Genomic DNA, 16122 nt, shown 5'->3' on the forward strand with positions numbered 1-16122 from the left:
GTCGCTTCCGTGTGGGGAGCGCGATTCTAGGCGGCGGCGTCGTCAGCCCGTTGCGAAGATGCGTCGATGGGTCGGCCGTCGGGCTCGCGATCGAGCATCCACAACCCGCCCCAGAGCTTGAGGTCGACCTCGTAGCCTTCCGCGTGCTTGCGCATCAGCCAGGCCGGCGCTTCGGCGCGCGGCACGTGGTGCACTGTGATCTGCTCGTCCTCGGTGCCGCCGCCTTCGCCGACGCGGCGCAGGCCGGTGGCGCGCACGAACGCGATGCGCTCGCTGCTCATGCCCGACGACGTCGGCCCGACCAGCAACACGTCCACCTTCGACGCTTCCCAGCCGGTCTCCTCGACCAGTTCGCGCCGCGCGGCCTCGGCCAGGGTGTCGTCGTCGCGCTCGTCGCCGACGAGTCCGGCCGGCATCTCGATGGTCCTGCGGCCCAACGGGACGCGGAACTGCTCGACGAACAGCACCTCGTCGTCGGGCGTGGCCGCGATGATGATCACCGCCATGCCCTGGCCGTGCACGCGCTCCGCGTACTCCCAGCGGCCGCGCTGCACGAGCCGGAGCCACTTGCCTTCGTGGAGCGTGGTGAGCGGTGCGTGGCGATCGTCGGTCATGGGCGGCGGGCGGCGGATCCGGTCGCCATGCTAGACCGCGGCGGATGCGGCGGGCATGAAATCGATTCCGCAGGCGGCGTGGATGCGACGTCGCGTGAGCGGCCCGAAGCGCAGCCGCTCGCAGAGATCCAGCAGCGGCTGGCGGCGCGGCTCGCCGCGACGGAAATGCACGTCGGCGCCTTCGCAGGGCGCATGCAGCACGATCGTCGCGAGCTCGCGGCACAGCAGCGCCTGCTCGCGATGCGTGCGCAGCTGCTGCGCGGCACGCGCGGCGCCGCGGATCGACGACACGTAAGGGACTTCCTCGACGCGCCGCAGCACGTCGTCGAGCGTGCCGAAATGCGCGAGCAGCGCGGCGGCCGTCTTGGCCCCGATGCCGGGCACGCCCGGGATGTTGTCGATCGCGTCGCCGGTGAGCGCGAGGTAGTCGGCGATCTGGTCGGCCCGCACGCCGTGGCGTGCCGGCACGCCGGCCGCGCCCCAGCGCTGGCCGCGCGCGTAGTCCCACTGCTCGTCGTGATCGCCCAGCAGCTGCGAGAGATCCTTGTCGGCCGACACGATCACGCCGCGGAAGCCGTGCGCGCGGGCGGCATGCAGCGCGCTGCCGATCAGGTCGTCGGCCTCGTAATCGGTATGCGCGAGCACGGTCATGCCCATCGCGACGCAGAGCTCGCGGCAGGCGGCGAACTGGCGCTTGAGGTCGTCCGGCGCCGGGTCGCGATTGGCCTTGTAGGCGGGGTATAGCCGGTTGCGGAAGCAGGTGTCGAGCGCGTCGTCGAACGCCACCACGATGTGCTCGGGCGACGTGCGCTCCAGCAGCTCCAGCAGGAAGCGCGCGAAGCCGTGGACGGCATTAGTCGGCCAGCCCTCGGCGTCGGTGAACTCGTTGGGCATCGAGTGCCAGGCACGGAACACGTACACGCTCGCGTCGACGAGGTAGACGGTGCGGGGCGTCGTCGACGCGTCGGTCATCAGGGAATCCAGTCGGTCAGCAGCAGCGAGGGATCGGGCCGGTCGCGCTCGGGCACGGACTGGCGCATCGATCCGATGTGGATGAAGCCGGCCACGACCTCGTCGTCGGCCACGCCCAGCAGGCGGCGGATCTCGGGATCGTAGGCGGCCCAGCCGGTCAGCCAGGTGGCGCCGAAACCAAGGGCCTGCGCGGCCTGGAGCAGCGCGAAGCATACGCAGCCCGCGCTGAGCAGACGCTCACTGGCCGGGATCTTCGGATCCTCGCCCTGGTCCGCCACCACCGTGAGCACCAGCGGAGCGTGCTGGAAGCGCTGGCGATCCTTCTCGACGGCGGCATCGCTGGCCTGCGGGTCGCGCTCGCGGCTGCGCGCGGCCAGGCGGTCGCCAAGCGCGGCGCGGGCCTCGCCCGCGATGCGGATGAAGCGCCAGGGCACCCGCTTTCCGTGATCGGGAACACGCACCGCCGAGCGGAGCATCCGCAGCAGCTGCTCCGGATCGGGACCGGGTTCACACAACTGCATGGCAGGTACCGAACGTCGTGCATCGAGCACGTCCAGCGCGGTGTTTCGGCCGTTCATCGGCCCCGTTTCAGTCGCTTGGGACATGGCTCACAGATCGATGCGAAAAGGCAGGAAGTGACGCACATTGCCACTATGCTGCCTTTCCAGTCGAACCTGCGTCAGCAGCGACACTGCAGGAGCCGCACCGTGATCAGCCAGTTCCCCGATGAAGGAAACGACTCGCGCCTGGATCCGTCGCGCGTGCTCGAGGCCCTGAAGCGGCTCGCGGTGGAGCGGCTCGGAACGTTTCCGACCGTGCTGTACATCGGCGCCGAGCGCGAACTCGCGGAAGCCGGCCCCGACGCGTACCACGAGCTCGCCGGCCTGAACGTGCTGCGCGCCCGCAGCGCGTCCGACACGATGACGTTCCGGCAGCAGATCGCGCAGGGCTTCGACGAATTCCGCAACCCGTTCATCCGCGCCGGCGTGACGCTCGGGCTGATCGATGAGGAAATGATCGACCTGCACCTGCAGGCCCAGGCGCTCACCGAGATCCTGGACAAGCGTTACCAAACGCAGCTGCAGGCGATGCGCACGCAGATGGAGGAGCTCGCGCTCGCCATGCGCGTGCCCGCGGGGCCGAACCCGGTGTCGCCGAGCCGCCTCTGCGCGACGCTGATCGGTGCGATCGGCAACGCCGGCGTGTCCGAGCCGCTCGGACGGCTGCTGTTCCGCCAGTTCCAGCAGCAGCTCGTGCCGTTGCTCGATGCGCTCTATCCGAACCTCGGCGCCGTGCTCAACCGCGCCGGTTACGGCGTGAGTGCGTGGTCGCCGGCCGCGATCGCGAAGTTCGACCGCGAAGAGCCCGCGCCCGCGCCCGCTGCGCCGCCGGTCATCGAGACGCCGTATCTGCAGGCGCCGCCGCCGGTCGCTCCGGCGTACGCCGCGCCGCAGCCGTTCGCGCCGCAGTCCTTCGCGCCCCAGGCGCCGAACTATCCGCCTCAGGCACCGCTCGCCCGTTCGATCGGCGATGGCCTGCAGCGGCATTCCACCGAGCTCGAGCCGCTGCGCGAGCAGCTCCGCCTGTGGCGGATGGAACGCCAGCACGGGGGCGTGCGCTCGCTGTCCCAAGCACCGGTCGGCCTGCCGTTCGGTATGCCCGGTTATCCGGGCAGCGCCGCTGGCATGCCGGGCGGCATGGGCGGTGCGCCGCTCGGGGCCGGTGCCGGCGGTGGCTATGGCGGGTCGCCGACGCTGCGCGAATTCCAGCCGCGTGAACTCAGCAGCATCGCGTCGGTCCTGCAGGCCGAGCCGCCGGACATCTTCGCGCGCGCGCTCGGGTCCACCGGCAAGCTCTCCGAGGCGATCCGCGGCTACCTCGCCGAAGGCGCGCGCCGCCTCGGCATGCATCCCGAATACACCGCGCTGTCGGCGGACGACGAGGACGCGGTCGACATGGTCGCGCTCCTGTTCGAGTCGCTGTTCCGCACGCACGCGCTGCAGGACCGCGCCCGCCGCGTCTACGCTCGGCTCGTGCTGCCTTACCTGAAGGTGGCCATCGCCGACGATTCGATGTTCGTCGAACGCTCGCACCCGGCGCGTCGCCTGCTCGACGCGCTGACCGAGGCCTGCGAGGACAACAACGGCAGCACGCCGCAGGAGCGCGAGCTTCTGGAACGTGCGTCCGCCGTGTCGCAGCGCATCGTGGCCGAGTTCAACGAGGACCTGTCGGTCTTCGAGATGGCCTACGCCGAACTCGAGGACCTGCTGTCGCAGCAGCGTCGCCGCGTCGAGCTGCAGGAGCAGCGCGCGGCGAAGGCCAGCTACGGCCGCGAGCGCCTCGGTCAGGCGCGCATGCGCGCCGACGTCGTGCTGCAGCGACGACTGGCGCAGACGCCGCTCACGCAGGCGGTCGGCGATTTCCTGGTCACGCCGTGGCGCCACCACCTGGTGCAGACGCTGCTGCGCGACGGCGAGGACTCGGTGCGTTTCCGCGAGGCGATCGCGATGGGCGATGCGCTCGCCGACGCCGACGGTCTGGCGGCGCGCGCCCAGGGCGATGCGCTGGTGCGCCAACTGCTCGCGCTTGAGGAACCGCTGACCGAATGCCTCGCCTCGTCGGGCCTCGACGCCACCGCGGCCAGCCACGGGCTCGCGGGCATCGTGCGCGGCCTGGCCGATCCGGATGCCTCGCGCCGCGTGCGGCCGATGCCGCCGCCGGTCCGCGACGAGCCCGAACAGGAGAGCCGCCTCTGGCTCGCCGGCGGCACCGACACGCTGCACGCCGATCCGCACTGGGTGGCGAAGATCCGCGCGCTCGAAGTCGGCGCATGGCTGCGCCTCTCCGACGCGCAGGGCGAGCCGGTGTCGGCGAAGGTCGCGTGGGTGAGCCCGCTCACCTCGCGCCTGCTGCTCGTGAACCGTCGCGGCATGCGCGTGCTCGCCGCGAGCGTCGAGGAACTGGCGGTGCTGGCGGCCGATGGCCGGCTGGTGATCGCGGCCGGGCAGTCGCCTTTCGAGGCGGCGATGGAGCAACTGAAGGTGCAGATCCGCAGCGCGGGCTGACGCCTTGGTCGAGTCGCAGACAAAGCCCCGCTCCGGCGGGGCTTTTCCGTTCTGGCAACCGGCGCACGTGGCGCGGCGTGCGTCGACGCCGCCCGCGAAGCCCGTTCGCGATCGCCCTCCGACCGCGCTGCGATCCATCGGGCCGTCGACCGGACGCTGGATCGCGCGCCGCCCACGCCCGGCGGCATGGCATAGGATGCGACGACGCCCTAACGGAGCATTCGCATGACGGCAGTGACGGTCGGCATCCTGCGCGAGCGCGCGCCCGGCGAACGGCGCGTGGCCGCCACGCCCGAGACGGTACGGAAGCTGGTGGCGCGCGGCGCACGCGTGGTCGTCGAGCCCGGTGCCGGCGCGGCTGCGGGATTCCTCGACGCCGCCTATGCGGAAGCCGGCGCGACGTCGCAGCCGCCCGCCGGCATCATCGCCGGCAGCGACGTGCTTCTGGCGGTGCAATCGCCTCCGGACGACGTGCTGGACGCGCTGAAGCCGGGCGCGGTCGTGGTCGGCCTGCTGGCGCCGCAGGCGTCGGACTCGCGCGCCGCGCGCATCCGCGACCGCGGCCTCGTCGCCTTCCCGCTCGAACGCCTGCCGCGCACCACGCGCGCGCAGTCGATGGACGTGCTGAGTTCGCAGGCGGGCATGGCGGGCTACAAGGCCGTGCTGATCGCAGCCACGCTGGCGCCGCGCTTCTTCCCGATGCTCACGACCGCGGCCGGCACGATCCGACCCGCGAAGGTACTGGTGATCGGCGCCGGCGTGGCGGGCCTGCAGGCCATCGCGACCGCCAAGCGCCTGGGTGCGCAGGTCGAGGGGTTCGACGTGCGCCCGGAAACGCGCGAGCAGATCGAATCGCTGGGCGGCAGGGTCCTCGACCTCGGTGTCAGTGCGGCGGGCGAGGGCGGCTACGCGCGCGCACTCACCGACGACGAGCGCGCCGAGCAGCAGAAGCGCCTCGGCGCGCATCTCGGCTCGGTCGACGTGGTGGTGTGCACGGCCGCGGTGCCGGGCCGGCCGGCGCCGAAGATCGTGACGTCGGCGATGGTCGCCGGGATGAAGCCGGGCAGCGTCATCCTCGACCTGCCGGCCGAGAGCGGCGGCAACTGCGAGGCGACGGTGCCGGGCGAGACGGTCGACGTTGGCGGCGTCACCGTGGCCGGCCCGCTCGGCCTCGCCAGCATGGGCGCGGTGCACGCGAGCGAGATGTACGCGCGCAACGTGCTCAACTTCGTCAGCCTGTTCCTCGACCAGGGCGCGCTGACGTTCGACTGGAGCGACGAGCTGCTCGCGCGCACCGTGTGGCCCGAGCGCGCGCCGGTGGAGGCCGCCGCGGCCGCGTGAGCGGCCGCGACGCCGCGCGCGTCAGCGACCGGCGGGCACGGACTGCGATTTCAGCCACTCGCGGCGCTGGTCGGGCGTCATCGTCCGCAGCTTCTCGCGCATGGCCTTCTTCTCCTCGGGCGACATCTGCCGGAAGCGCTTGAACGCGTCCTGCGCCTTCGCGCGCTCGGCCGGCGACATGCCCTGCCAGCGCGACATGCCACGGCGCGCCTGGGCGCGCTGCTCGGGCGTCATCGCCTTCCAGCGCGTGGCGTGCGACAGCATGCGTTCGCGCGAAGCGGGGTTGGCGTTCCAGCGATCGCGGATCGGCGCGATCAGCAGCTCGCGTTGCGCGGGCGTGAGGCGGTCCCAGTCGGGCAGCGCCGACGTGGACTGCGCCTGCGACGGCGCGGCGACGGCGAGCAGGGACGCGAAGGCGAGGGGCATCAGGTACTTCATGGGTCACTCCGCATTGGGCGGGCGTACGTCGCCCAGCCACAGGTAGAACTCGGGGTCTTCGGACAGGTCGGGGGCGATCGCGTCGACATCGGTGCGCGCCGCCATGCGCGTATCGACCGCCGCGGCCGGGCGTGCGGACGTCGCCACGTGCGTCTGCACGGACGGCGCCGACGCCGGTGGCCTCAGTTGCACGACCAGCGCGAGCGCGAGCCCGGCCGTGGCCATGCCGGCCCATGGCAGCAGCCCGTGGGACCGGCGCGGCGCGGCGCCCTGGAGCGCCGCGCGGCGGCGCTGCGCGAGCTGCGCCTGCACGCGTGGCGACAGCTGGTCCAGCGACTGCGCATGGACGCCGCGCAGGCGCGCATCGAATCCGTCGTCGTGGCTCATCGGAAATCCTCCAGTTGCTTCTGCAGGGCGTCGCGCGCCCGCGAGAGATGTGTCTTGACCGAGCCTTCGCTGCAGCCCATCACCTGCGCGGTCGTGCCGACGTCCAGTTCCTCCAGCACCCGCAACGTGAACGCCTCGCGCTGGCGCGCGGGCAACCGCTGCAGGGCCATGGCGAGACGCTCGTACGACTCGCGCGAGTCGTGCGTTCGCGACGGATCCGGCCCCGGATCCGCCCAGTCCACCGGTCCCTCGTCGTCCGCCGGCGGTGGCGCCAGCCACTTCAGGCGGAACGTGCGGCGGCGCTGCAGATCGATGATCCGGCTGCGCAGCACGCTCCAGAACAGCGGCGTCCATTCCGAAGCCGGACGCTGCTGGTAGCCCAGCATCTTCACCATCGCGTCCTGCACGGCGTCGAGTGCGTCCTCGCGGTGGCGCAGGCCCAGTTCGGCGAAGCGGAACGCACGGGCCGAGACGGATGCGAGGAACGCATCGAGCGTCTGCGGCTCATCGGTCCCGCCCGGCGTCGCCAGGGCCTGCGCCATCGAGGCATTCATCCGTGGCGGCGATCCCAGCGGCGGTCGAAACGATCGCCCTTGCGGTCCAGGCGCGCATCGATGCGATCGCCGCGGCGGTCGTATCGCTGCTCGAGGCGGTCGCCCTTGCGGTCGAAGCGGGCATCGGCCCGGTCGCCGTCGCGGCGCAGGCGGTCGGCCAGGCGCTCGTGGCCGGCGGCATCGGCGCGGGCGGCGCGCGCGTCGAAGCGGTGCTCGATGCGGTCGCCCTTGCGGTCGAAGTGGCGGTCCAGATGCGCGCCCCGCGCATCGAGGCGACGGTCGATGCGGTCGCCGCGGCGATCCAGGCGGTGTTCGACGCGGTCGCCGCGGTCGGTCGCGGCCTGGGCCTGCGCCATCGGCAGCAGGGCAAGAAGGGCGGGCAGTGCGTAGGCGATGAGGCGGGTCATGGCGGTCTCTCCTTGGTCGAGGTGACCCGGCGTCCCGGGATGCACTGCGCAGCACGGTAGGGAACGCGCCGGAACCGCCCCGGTTGACGCGGATACCGCCGGGTTCAGCCGTCGTTATGATGACCCCACGGGCATGACGGAGGGGAGCATGGCGGACGGGATGGTGGCGCTGTACATCTTCATGCTCGCGGCGATCGCGGGCCACGTGATCATCTCGCGGGTGCCGGTGATCCTGCACACCCCGCTGATGTCGGGCAGCAACTTCATCCACGGCATCGTGCTGATCGGCGCGATCGTGGTGCTCGGGCACGCCGACACGACGCTCGAAAAGGCGATCGGCTTCGTGGCCGTGCTGCTGGGCGCGGGCAACGCCGCGGGCGGCTACGTCGTGACCGAGCGGATGCTCGACATGTTCAAGGCCTCGAAGAAGCCGGAGAAGAAGGCGTGAGCGGCGCGGTCGATGCGCGCGTGCTGGTCGCCGCCGTCAGCTACCTGGTCGCCGCCACGCTGTTCCTGCTGGGCCTGCAGCGCATGGCCTCGCCCGTCACCGCGCGCAGCGGGATCCGCTGGGCGGGCGCGGGCATGCTCATCGCGACGGCTGCCACGTTCCTGCTGCCCGGGCTGCACAACCTGCCGTTGATCGTGTTGGCGCTGGTCATCGGCACGGCCGCGGCGTGGGTGTCCGGCAAGAAGGTCGCCATCACCGACATGCCGCAGATGGTCGCGCTCTACAACGGCATGGGCGGCGGTTCGGCCGCGGCGATCGGCGCGGTGGAGCTGCTGCGGCTCGATGCCGGCGAGCCGGCCGGGTCGCGCACGGCCGTGGCGCTGGCGGTGATCGGCGCGCTGATCGGCGCGATCTCGCTGTCCGGCTCGGTCGTCGCCTGGGCGAAGCTCGACGGGCGCATGGACAAGCGCTACACGTTCCCGGGCCAGCAGGCGTTCAACGCGCTGCTGTTCCTCGCGACGCTCGCCGCGGGCGTGCTCGCGATCCTGTGGCTCGGGCACAACGTCGACGGTACCTCGTACGGACTGGTGCCGATCGTCGCGTTCTTCGTCGGCGCGTTGCTGGTCGGCGTGCTGATGACGCTGCCGATCGGCGGCGCCGACATGCCGGTCGTGATCTCGCTGTTCAACGCGTTCACCGGCCTCGCGGTGGCGTTCGAAGGCTACGTGCTCGGTAACGAGGCGCTGATCATCGCCGGCACCATGGTCGGCGCCGCCGGCATGTTGCTCACGCGGCTGATGGCGAAGGCGATGAATCGCCCGATCAGTGGCGTGCTGTTCGGTTCGTTCGGCGGTGGCGGCGAAGCCAAGGAGATCACCGGCAGCCAGAAGCCCATCGAAGCCGGCGATGTCGCGGCGCTGATGGGCTATGCCGAGCGCGTCGTGATCGTGCCGGGCTACGGCATGGCCGTCGCGCAGGCGCAGCACAAGATCTGGGAGCTGACGCAGAAGCTCATGGATCGCGGCGTCAAGGTGAAGTTCGCCATCCATCCCGTCGCGGGCCGCATGCCGGGCCACATGAACGTGCTGCTCGCCGAAGCCGGCGTGCCGTACGACCTCATCGCCGACATGGACGACATCAATCCGGAGTTCAAGAACACCGACGTCGCGCTGGTCATCGGGGCGAACGACGTGGTGAACCCGGTGGCCAAGACCGACCCGGCGAGCCCGATCTACGGCATGCCGATCCTGGACGTCGTCGACGCGAAGAACGTGGTGGTCATCAAGCGCGGCCGCGGCACCGGCTTCGCCGGCATCGAGAACGCGCTCTTCTATGCCGACAACACGCGGATGCTGTTCGGCGACGGTGCCGAGATGGCGGCGGCGCTGGTCAGCGAGCTGAAAGCACTCGACGGCGGGCACTGATCACGGGCCCGCCGATCGCGGCGCCGACGGCGAGCGCGATCCAGATGGCATCCACCCAGCTGTTCGCGAGGCCCGCCAGCGTCAGCGCGTGGTGCGGGCCCAGCTTGGCCATCGATTCCAGCGGCGCCGTTCCGAGGGGCGCGCCGACGTTGATCGCGATGATCGCCCAGTTGGCCAGCAGCACCAGCACCAGCGTCGAGACCGTGGCCACCGCCGCGCGCGGCCCGGTGCGCAGCGCGGGCGCCAGTGACAGCACCCACAGCACGTCGACCGCGCCGACCACCGCCATGAACGAGCACTGGTGGCCCGAATACAGCGCCGCGAGCGTCCAGATCGCCGCGAAGCCGGCGACGACCACGGGCAGCAGCAGCCAGGCGAGCGCGGGTCGGGCAGGGGGCATGGGCGCATCCATCGAGCGGCCGCACAGGATAGCTGCCGGACAGGGTCGGGCCATGAAACTGGACTAGAATGGTCCGAGTTACGAGGTGCCTTCCAGCCGATGTATTCCCGATCCAGCGAACCCGTCCGCTTCGAGCGCGATTGCGCCGCCGTGCTCGTGCCGCAGGGCGAGGACGTCACCCTGCCGGCCGGCAGCGTCGGCTACATCACGCAGGCGCTGGGCGGCAGCTTCACCGTCTTCGTCGAGGGCAACCTGTTCCGGATCGCGGGCCGCGACGCCGACGCGATCGGCAAGGAGCCGCCGGCGCCGCTCGAACTGCCGGAAGGCGCGGACGATGCGGCGGTCGAGAAGCTCGTCTGGCAGCAGCTGCGCACCTGTTTCGATCCGGAGATCCCGATCAACGTGGTCGAGCTGGGGCTCGTCTACCGCGTCGACGTGCTGCCCCATCCCGAGCGGCCGGGCGAGCGGCGCGTCGACATCGAGATGACGCTCACCGCGCCCGGATGCGGCATGGGCGACGTGCTCGTGGCCGACGTGCGCGACAAGGTCGAGCTGATCCCGACCGTGGCCGAGGCGGACGTCGAGCTTGTCTTCGACCCGCCGTGGAACCGCTCGATGATGTCCGAGGTCGCCCGGCTCGAAACCGGGATGCTCTGATCCCGCGGCCGCTTCGCGGCGCGGCCGCCATGCCTGGATTGCGCGCGCCCGCCAGGCCCGCCCCCGGCCCGCTCCGCCTTCGCGCACGACTCTCCGACCCGTTTCCACCGCGCTGCGCCGACGCGCGGTCGTCGGCTGGACGGGCCTAACGCGTAAATAGTGAGCTTCCGGACACGGTTTTGACGCAATTCCTTGCTGCGCTGCAGTAAGCCGACCATCGTCCCGGACGGCGCCCAACGCGGAGCGCGGACCGAAAGTCCTTGAAAATCAACGACTAAGTTTACGTAACGTAAACCACTGGTCGGACCGGCCAAATTTTTTTCGACGATCGCGTGCGATCCGGCGCCGGCGGTTGCAACGTCGGTGTCGGGCGCGGATGGATCGCGCCCGTCCCCGACCGGGTTGCTCCCAGAACGCCAGAGCCCCGGCGCTTCGCCGTCAACCCGGCGCACCTCCCTCAAGGATCTCGTCCCGATGTCGAACTCCCGTTCGTTGTATCTGATGGCGCTGTCCCCGCTCGTCGTCGCGCTTGCCGCCGGCAGCGCGGGCGCCGCGACCCGTACCGACCTCCACAAGGTGTCGGTCGCCAAGCTCGGCCAGCAGTACCAGGCCGCGACCGCGACCCTCGGCGTCGCCGCCGTCGCCAAGGAGCGCCATGCCGAGCTGCTGGGCATCGACTCGCTGTCCGCGCTGAACCAGATCGGTTTCGTGCAGGACCGCGACGGCACTGCCCACTACCGCTACCAGCAGACCTTCCGCGGCGTGCCGGTGTTCGGCGAGAGCATCGTCGTCAGCGAGAAGGGCGGCGCGATCAAGCACATGTTCGGCCGCAAGGTCGACGGCCTGGCCGCCGAAGTGCCGGCGGGCGCGGTGAAGTTCTCGCGCGACCAGGCGCTCGCCATCGGCAAGCGCGTCGGCCTCGGCCAGAGCCTGACCACGAAGCAGACGCGCAACGAGAAGTCGGACCTGATGATCTACGTCGACGACGCGGGCCACGCGCACCGCGCCTACGTCACGTCGTTCGTCGCCGACAACGCCAACGGCGGCGCGCCGTCGCGTCCGTTCGTCATCGTTGATGCCGATACCGGCACGGTGCTGAAGAAGTGGGAAGGCCTGACGACCGCCGCGGTCGGCACCGGCCCGGGCGGCAACGCCAAGACCGGCCAGTACGAGTGGGGTTCGGGCGGCCGCTATGGCTACCTCGACGTCACGCAATCGGGCAGCACCTGCACGATGAACAACGCCAACGTGAAGTCGGTGAACCTCAACGGGGGCACCAGCGGCACCACCGCGTTCTCGTACACCTGCCCGCGCAACACCTACAAGGCCATCAACGGCGCGTACTCGCCGATCAACGACGCGCACTACTTCGGTGGCGTGATCACCAACATGTACCCGGCGTACACCGGCTACAACGCGCTGAGCTTCCAGCTGGTCATGCGCGTGCACTACTCGTCGAGCTACGAGAACGCGTTCTGGGACGGCTCGACGATGTCGTTCGGCGACGGCGCCAGCACGTTCTATCCGCTGGTCAGCGCCGACGTCGCCGGCCACGAGGTTTCGCACGGCTTCACCGAGCAGCACTCGAACCTGACCTACTCCGGCCAGTCGGGCGGCATGAACGAAGCCTTCTCCGACATGGGCGGCGAGGCGACCGAGTACTACTGGAAGGGTTCGGCCGACCTCAACGTCGGCACCGAGATCTTCAAGTCGACCGGCGCGCTGCGCTACATGTGCAACCCGACCGCCGATGGCGCGTCGATCGACAACGCTGCGAACTACACCAGCAGCATGGACGTGCACAACTCGTCGGGCGTCTACAACAAGGCCTTCTGCACCCTGTCGAAGACGGCGGGCTGGAGCGTGCCGACGGCGTTCAAGGTGTTCGCCCGCGCCAACGCGCTGTACTGGACGGCCAGCAGCACGTTCAACTCCGGCGCCTGCGGCGTCGAGACGGCCGCGACCGACCTGGGCCTGAACAAGGCCGACGTCACGGCGGCTTTCAGCGGCGTCGGCGTGAGCTGCGCGGGTGGTGGCGGCGGTGGCGGTACGACGTCGATGACCAACGGCACGCCGATCAGCAACATTTCGGGCGCCGCGGGCAGCGACAAGTACTACTCGCTGGTGGTGCCGTCGGGCGCCTCGAACCTGACCTTCACCACGTCGGGCGGTTCGGGCGACGTCGACCTCTACGTCAAGGCCGGCTCCAACCCGACCACCACGAGCTACACCTGCAAGTCCGAAGGCAGCGCCACGGCCGAGACCTGCACGATCGCCGCGCCGGCCGCGGGCACGTACTACGTGCTGCTGCATGCGTACGCCGCGTACTCGGGCGTCACGCTCAAGGGCAGCTACACCACCGGCGGTGGCGGTGGTGGCGGCACCGTGCTGACCAGCGGCGTGCCGGTCACGCTGCCGTCGGTCGCGTCCGGCGGCGTGTCGGCGAACTACACGCTGAGCGTGCCGGCGGGCAAGACGAGCGTCGTGTTCACGATCTCCGGCGGTACCGGCGACGCGGACATGTACGTCAAGCTCGGCTCGGCGCCGACGACCAGCTCGTACAGCTGCCGTCCGTACCTGAGCGGCAATGCCGAGACCTGCACGTTCAATGCGCCGACGGCGGGTACGTACTACGTGAACGTCCGCGCCTACGCGGCGTACTCGGGTGTCACGCTGAAGGGCACCATCAACTGATGGTGGCGCGCGCCGGGTCCGCCCGGCGCGCTTCCCGCACAACGAAAGACCCCGGCGCGAGCCGGGGTCTTCTTCGTTGCGGCGATGCCGGCGGGCGCCGTCAGTCGAGCGCTTCGAAGCGGTTGGCTTCGACGTTCTTGCGCACCTTCGACGGGTTCCAGATGCGCCCGTTCATGGCGATGTACACGCCGGGCGGCAGGCACTGCACCGCGCCGACGGCGGTGCCGATGTTGAACTCGGCATCCGAGCCGCGGAAGCGCGCGGGGTTCAGCGCACCGGTCAGCACGATCGTCTTGTCCGTCAGCGCGGCCAGCACGTTGGCCGTCTGCACCATGCTGTCGGTGCCGTGCGTCACCAGCACGTGCCGCGCCGGTTGCGCGGCGATGGTCGCGCGCAGCAGCTCGCGGTCGGCGTCGGTGATGTGCAGCGAATCCTTGCGCAGGATCGGGATCACGTTGAAGCGGAACGCGACGCCGAGTTCCTCGAGGATGCGCCCGATCTGCGGTTCGCCGACCTGGAAGTCCGACTTGTCGTCGAAGTAGATCTTGTCGATCGTCCCGCCGGTGGTGACGATGCAGAGCGAATCCATGGCGCGGTCCAGCGTGTCGGGACGCGGATTATAGGCCGCGCCCCGTATGGCTCAGCGACGGCGGCCGAAGCGGGCGCGCAGGCCGGGCAGGCTCGCCACCGCCACGACGACCAGCGACAACGCGACCTCCGCCAGTGCGAAGCCGCGCTCGTCCGGGCGCGTCCAGGCCACCATCACGCCGTGGCTGAACCACAGCAACGCGAAGACGCCCGACCAGAAGCCCGCCGTGCGGCGCCGCCGGAGCGCGGCGAACGCGAAGGCCAGTGCGGGCAACCCGAACACGACGAACGCCGCGGTCTCGCCACGCGGCACGAACCACGCGCCGAACAGCACGACGAGGGCGAGCAGCGCGATCACCAGCCACTGCCGCGCGCTCATGCCAGCTTCCCCGCGAGCATCGCCACGCGCCGGCCGAGCGCCCGCGCCAGGTAGGCCTCGTCGTCGTCGACGGTCGCGTCGTCGCGCACGCCGGCGACGTGGCTCGCGCCATAGGGGGTGCCGCCGCTGCGCGTGGTGCTCAGGCGCGGCTCGGTGTACGGGATGCCGGCGATCACGCAGCCATGGTGGAGCAGGGGCAGCATCATCGAGAGCAGCGTCGACTCCTGGCCGCCGTGCATCGTCGACGACGACGTGAACACGCCCGCGGGCCGGCCGACCAGCGTGCCGCTCGCCCAGTCGCCGCCGAGGCCGTCGATCCAGTGCTTGAGCGGCGCGGCCATGTTGCCGAAGCGCGTCGGGCTGCCGATCAGCAGGCCAACGCATTCCTCCAGGTCGCGGGCCTTGACGTAGGGCGCGCCCTCGTCGGGCACCGGGGGCGCGGCGGTCGCGGTGACGGGCGCCACCGGGGGCACGGTGCGCAGTCGCGCCTGCATGCCGTCGACTTCCTCCACGCCGCGTGCCACGTGACGCGCCAGGCGCGCCACCGACCCGTTGCGGCTGTAGTAGACGATCAGGACGTCGGGCATCGCAGTCACCGCGGCGGAAGGCGCGACAGGATAGCCCGCCCCCGCGCCGACGCCGGCCTGCCGGTCGATCGGGTAGGCTGCCCCGCGATGGAATTGCCCTACCTGATCAGCCTGCTGAGCCCGCGCCTTCGCGACCGCGCGCGGGCGATCGCCTTCTTCCGGTTCCTCGGCCGGCGCTTCCTCGACGACGAGCTGTTCCAGGCCGCGGGCGCGCTGTCCTTCACCACGCTGTTCGCGCTGGTGCCGCTGTCGATGGTCGTGTTCGGGGTGCTCTCGGCCTTCGAGGCCATGCGCCCGCTCTCGAGCCAGCTCGCCGACTACATCTTCTCCAACTACGTGCCGGGCGCGGCGCGCTCGGCCCAGGATTACCTGCTGCAGACCGCCGCGGCGAACAAGGGCAAGCTGACCGCCACCGGCGTGGTCGCGCTGGTCGTCTCCGTGCTGGTCACGCTGACGAGCGTCGAGACGACCTTCAACAACATCTGGCGGGTGAAAGCCGCGCGCCCGAAGCTCGGGCGCTTCCTCGTGTACTGGACCGTGCTGACGCTCGGCGCGGTGCTGGCCGCGGCGAGCCTGGCCCTGTCGGCGCGGTTCTTCGCACTGGCACTGTTCGCGACGCGCGCCGGGCACGTTGTCGAGTCGGCGATGCTGCAGCTCGCGCCGATCATGATCGAGGTGGCCGCCTTCGCGACGATCTACCGCGTCGTGCCGCACCGCACGGTCAAGTGGCGGCATGCCGTGTCGGGCGCGCTGCTCGCCACGTTCGGCTTCGAGGCCGCGAAATGGGGCATGGGCGTCTACCTCGGCAGCTTCAACAGCTATGCGCGCATCTACCAGCAGCTGGCGATCATTCCGATCTTCATGCTGTGGATCTACGTCGGCTGGCTGGCGATCCTGCTCGGCGCGTCGTTCGCCGCCTCGCTCTCGGCCTTCCGGTACCAGCCGGTGAGCCAGCGACTGCCCAACGGCTACGAGATGTACGGCCTGCTGCGCCTGCTCGCCCGCTTCGACGAGGCGCGCCATTCCGGCAAGGGGCTGCATGCCGACGACATCCTGCGCAACGAGCCGATGCTGACCGACGCGCTGGTGCAGCAGATGCTGGCGCAACTGTGCGTGATCAACGTGGTGCGGCGGGCGGAGGACGGCGAATGGCTGCTCGCGCGCGAC

18 protein-coding genes are annotated in these 16122 nt (G+C 70.7%); 7 read left to right on the plus strand and 11 right to left on the minus strand.

Annotated features, from left to right (window positions below; translation table 11 throughout):
- Positions 1-26: 26 nt before the first annotated feature.
- Genes E4F61_RS07190 through E4F61_RS07200 form a run of 3 tightly spaced genes read right to left on the minus strand, consistent with a single transcriptional unit; the run spans position 27 to position 2164 of the window.
- Positions 27-614, minus strand: a complete 588-nt coding sequence (locus E4F61_RS07190; protein WP_133478995.1) for an NUDIX hydrolase — start codon at positions 612-614, stop codon at positions 27-29.
- A 30-nt stretch (positions 615-644) separates the two neighbouring features.
- A complete protein-coding gene (locus E4F61_RS07195) occupies positions 645-1586 on the minus strand; it encodes a 5'-3' exonuclease (protein WP_162301438.1) in 942 nt (313 codons plus the stop codon).
- Complete coding sequence (locus tag E4F61_RS07200) at positions 1586-2164, minus strand: nitroreductase family protein (protein ID WP_162301439.1); 579 nt, start codon at positions 2162-2164, stop codon at positions 1586-1588. Before E4F61_RS07200 ends, E4F61_RS07195 begins: the two co-directional genes overlap by 1 nt.
- A gap of 129 nt (positions 2165-2293) precedes the next feature.
- Here E4F61_RS07200 and E4F61_RS07205 point away from each other — a divergent pair, with 129 nt between their 5' ends.
- Positions 2294-4651: a DUF1631 family protein gene (locus E4F61_RS07205; protein ID WP_162301440.1), complete on the plus strand. Its 2358-nt coding sequence runs from the start codon at positions 2294-2296 to the stop codon at positions 4649-4651.
- Between the two features lie 225 nt (positions 4652-4876).
- Positions 4877-5992, plus strand: a complete 1116-nt coding sequence (locus E4F61_RS07210; protein ID WP_133478999.1) for an NAD(P) transhydrogenase subunit alpha — start codon at positions 4877-4879, stop codon at positions 5990-5992.
- A gap of 21 nt (positions 5993-6013) precedes the next feature.
- On the opposite strand, the gene E4F61_RS07215 is transcribed toward E4F61_RS07210, so the two are convergent.
- The 4 genes from E4F61_RS07215 to E4F61_RS07230 are packed head-to-tail and all read right to left on the minus strand — an operon-like array spanning position 6014 to position 7778.
- Entirely contained in the window at positions 6014-6430 is a 417-nt protein-coding gene (locus tag E4F61_RS07215) for a DUF3106 domain-containing protein (protein WP_133479000.1), read from the minus strand.
- 3 nt (positions 6431-6433) lie between these two features.
- Positions 6434-6817, minus strand: coding sequence for a hypothetical protein (locus E4F61_RS07220; protein ID WP_133479001.1), 384 nt, complete (start codon positions 6815-6817; stop codon positions 6434-6436).
- Entirely contained in the window at positions 6814-7371 is a 558-nt protein-coding gene (locus E4F61_RS07225; RefSeq protein ID WP_133479002.1) for an RNA polymerase sigma factor, read from the minus strand. Before E4F61_RS07225 ends, E4F61_RS07220 begins: the two co-directional genes overlap by 4 nt.
- Positions 7368-7778: a hypothetical protein gene (locus E4F61_RS07230; RefSeq protein ID WP_133479003.1), complete on the minus strand. Its 411-nt coding sequence runs from the start codon at positions 7776-7778 to the stop codon at positions 7368-7370. Before E4F61_RS07230 ends, E4F61_RS07225 begins: the two co-directional genes overlap by 4 nt.
- A gap of 148 nt (positions 7779-7926) precedes the next feature.
- On the opposite strand from E4F61_RS07230, the gene E4F61_RS07235 reads away from it, so the two are divergent.
- Both E4F61_RS07235 and E4F61_RS07240 read left to right on the plus strand, forming a co-directional pair.
- Positions 7927-8226 (plus strand): NAD(P) transhydrogenase subunit alpha part 2, encoded by a 300-nt coding sequence (locus tag E4F61_RS07235; protein ID WP_133479004.1) that lies wholly within the window; start codon positions 7927-7929, stop codon positions 8224-8226.
- Positions 8223-9650 (plus strand): NAD(P)(+) transhydrogenase (Re/Si-specific) subunit beta, encoded by a 1428-nt coding sequence (locus E4F61_RS07240; protein ID WP_133479005.1) that lies wholly within the window; start codon positions 8223-8225, stop codon positions 9648-9650. The genes E4F61_RS07235 and E4F61_RS07240 overlap by 4 nt, the downstream gene beginning before the upstream one ends.
- On the opposite strand, the gene E4F61_RS07245 is transcribed toward E4F61_RS07240, so the two are convergent.
- A complete protein-coding gene (locus E4F61_RS07245; RefSeq protein WP_133479006.1) occupies positions 9616-10050 on the minus strand; it encodes a hypothetical protein in 435 nt (144 codons plus the stop codon). The genes E4F61_RS07240 and E4F61_RS07245 overlap by 35 nt on opposite strands.
- A gap of 99 nt (positions 10051-10149) precedes the next feature.
- On the opposite strand from E4F61_RS07245, the gene sufT reads away from it, so the two are divergent.
- Together sufT and E4F61_RS07255 are read left to right on the plus strand one after the other, a co-directional pair.
- Positions 10150-10707 carry a putative Fe-S cluster assembly protein SufT gene (sufT, locus tag E4F61_RS07250; RefSeq protein WP_133479007.1) on the plus strand — a complete coding sequence of 186 codons (558 nt, stop codon included), beginning with the start codon at positions 10150-10152 and terminating at the stop codon, positions 10705-10707.
- A gap of 474 nt (positions 10708-11181) precedes the next feature.
- On the plus strand, positions 11182-13401 hold the full coding sequence (locus E4F61_RS07255; protein ID WP_238382837.1) for a M4 family metallopeptidase: 2220 nt from the start codon (positions 11182-11184) through the stop codon (positions 13399-13401).
- Positions 13402-13501: 100 nt separating this feature from the next.
- Here E4F61_RS07255 and E4F61_RS07260 read toward each other — a convergent pair whose 3' ends face one another.
- Genes E4F61_RS07260 through wrbA form a run of 3 tightly spaced genes read right to left on the minus strand, consistent with a single transcriptional unit; the run spans position 13502 to position 15024 of the window.
- Positions 13502-13990, minus strand: coding sequence for an asparaginase domain-containing protein (locus E4F61_RS07260; RefSeq protein WP_133479008.1), 489 nt, complete (start codon positions 13988-13990; stop codon positions 13502-13504).
- Between the two features lie 51 nt (positions 13991-14041).
- A complete protein-coding gene (locus E4F61_RS07265) occupies positions 14042-14368 on the minus strand; it encodes a DUF2069 domain-containing protein (RefSeq protein ID WP_133479009.1) in 327 nt (108 codons plus the stop codon).
- Complete coding sequence (gene wrbA, locus E4F61_RS07270) at positions 14365-15024, minus strand: NAD(P)H:quinone oxidoreductase (protein WP_425480120.1); 660 nt, start codon at positions 15022-15024, stop codon at positions 14365-14367. The genes E4F61_RS07265 and wrbA overlap by 4 nt, the downstream gene beginning before the upstream one ends.
- 18 nt (positions 15025-15042) lie before the next feature.
- Between wrbA and E4F61_RS07275 the strand changes: the two genes are divergently transcribed.
- A partial coding sequence (locus E4F61_RS07275) for a YihY family inner membrane protein (RefSeq protein ID WP_133479011.1) occupies positions 15043-16122 on the plus strand: 1080 nt, incomplete at its 3' end.

Origin of the sequence: Cognatilysobacter segetis, from assembly GCF_004359965.1 — a bacterium.
GTDB classification, from domain to species: Bacteria; Pseudomonadota; Gammaproteobacteria; order Xanthomonadales; family Xanthomonadaceae; genus Cognatilysobacter; species Cognatilysobacter segetis.

Coding starts and splice junctions, on each gene's coding strand:
- E4F61_RS07210 (WP_133478999.1), top strand. CDS start 4,877: ATGACGGCAGTGACGGTCGGCATCCTGCGCGAGCGCGCGCCCGGCGAA.
- E4F61_RS07225 (WP_133479002.1), bottom strand. CDS start 7,371: ATGAATGCCTCGATGGCGCAGGCCCTGGCGACGCCGGGCGGGACCGAT.
- E4F61_RS07245 (WP_133479006.1), bottom strand. CDS start 10,050: ATGCCCCCTGCCCGACCCGCGCTCGCCTGGCTGCTGCTGCCCGTGGTC.
- E4F61_RS07215 (WP_133479000.1), bottom strand. CDS start 6,430: ATGAAGTACCTGATGCCCCTCGCCTTCGCGTCCCTGCTCGCCGTCGCC.
- E4F61_RS07190 (WP_133478995.1), bottom strand. CDS start 614: ATGACCGACGATCGCCACGCACCGCTCACCACGCTCCACGAAGGCAAG.
- E4F61_RS07200 (WP_162301439.1), bottom strand. CDS start 2,164: ATGAACGGCCGAAACACCGCGCTGGACGTGCTCGATGCACGACGTTCG.
- E4F61_RS07195 (WP_162301438.1), bottom strand. CDS start 1,586: ATGACCGACGCGTCGACGACGCCCCGCACCGTCTACCTCGTCGACGCG.
- E4F61_RS07220 (WP_133479001.1), bottom strand. CDS start 6,817: ATGAGCCACGACGACGGATTCGATGCGCGCCTGCGCGGCGTCCATGCG.
- E4F61_RS07255 (WP_238382837.1), top strand. CDS start 11,182: ATGTCGAACTCCCGTTCGTTGTATCTGATGGCGCTGTCCCCGCTCGTC.
- E4F61_RS07265 (WP_133479009.1), bottom strand. CDS start 14,368: ATGAGCGCGCGGCAGTGGCTGGTGATCGCGCTGCTCGCCCTCGTCGTG.
- sufT (WP_133479007.1), top strand. CDS start 10,150: ATGTATTCCCGATCCAGCGAACCCGTCCGCTTCGAGCGCGATTGCGCC.
- E4F61_RS07230 (WP_133479003.1), bottom strand. CDS start 7,778: ATGACCCGCCTCATCGCCTACGCACTGCCCGCCCTTCTTGCCCTGCTG.
- E4F61_RS07260 (WP_133479008.1), bottom strand. CDS start 13,990: ATGGATTCGCTCTGCATCGTCACCACCGGCGGGACGATCGACAAGATC.
- E4F61_RS07235 (WP_133479004.1), top strand. CDS start 7,927: ATGGCGGACGGGATGGTGGCGCTGTACATCTTCATGCTCGCGGCGATC.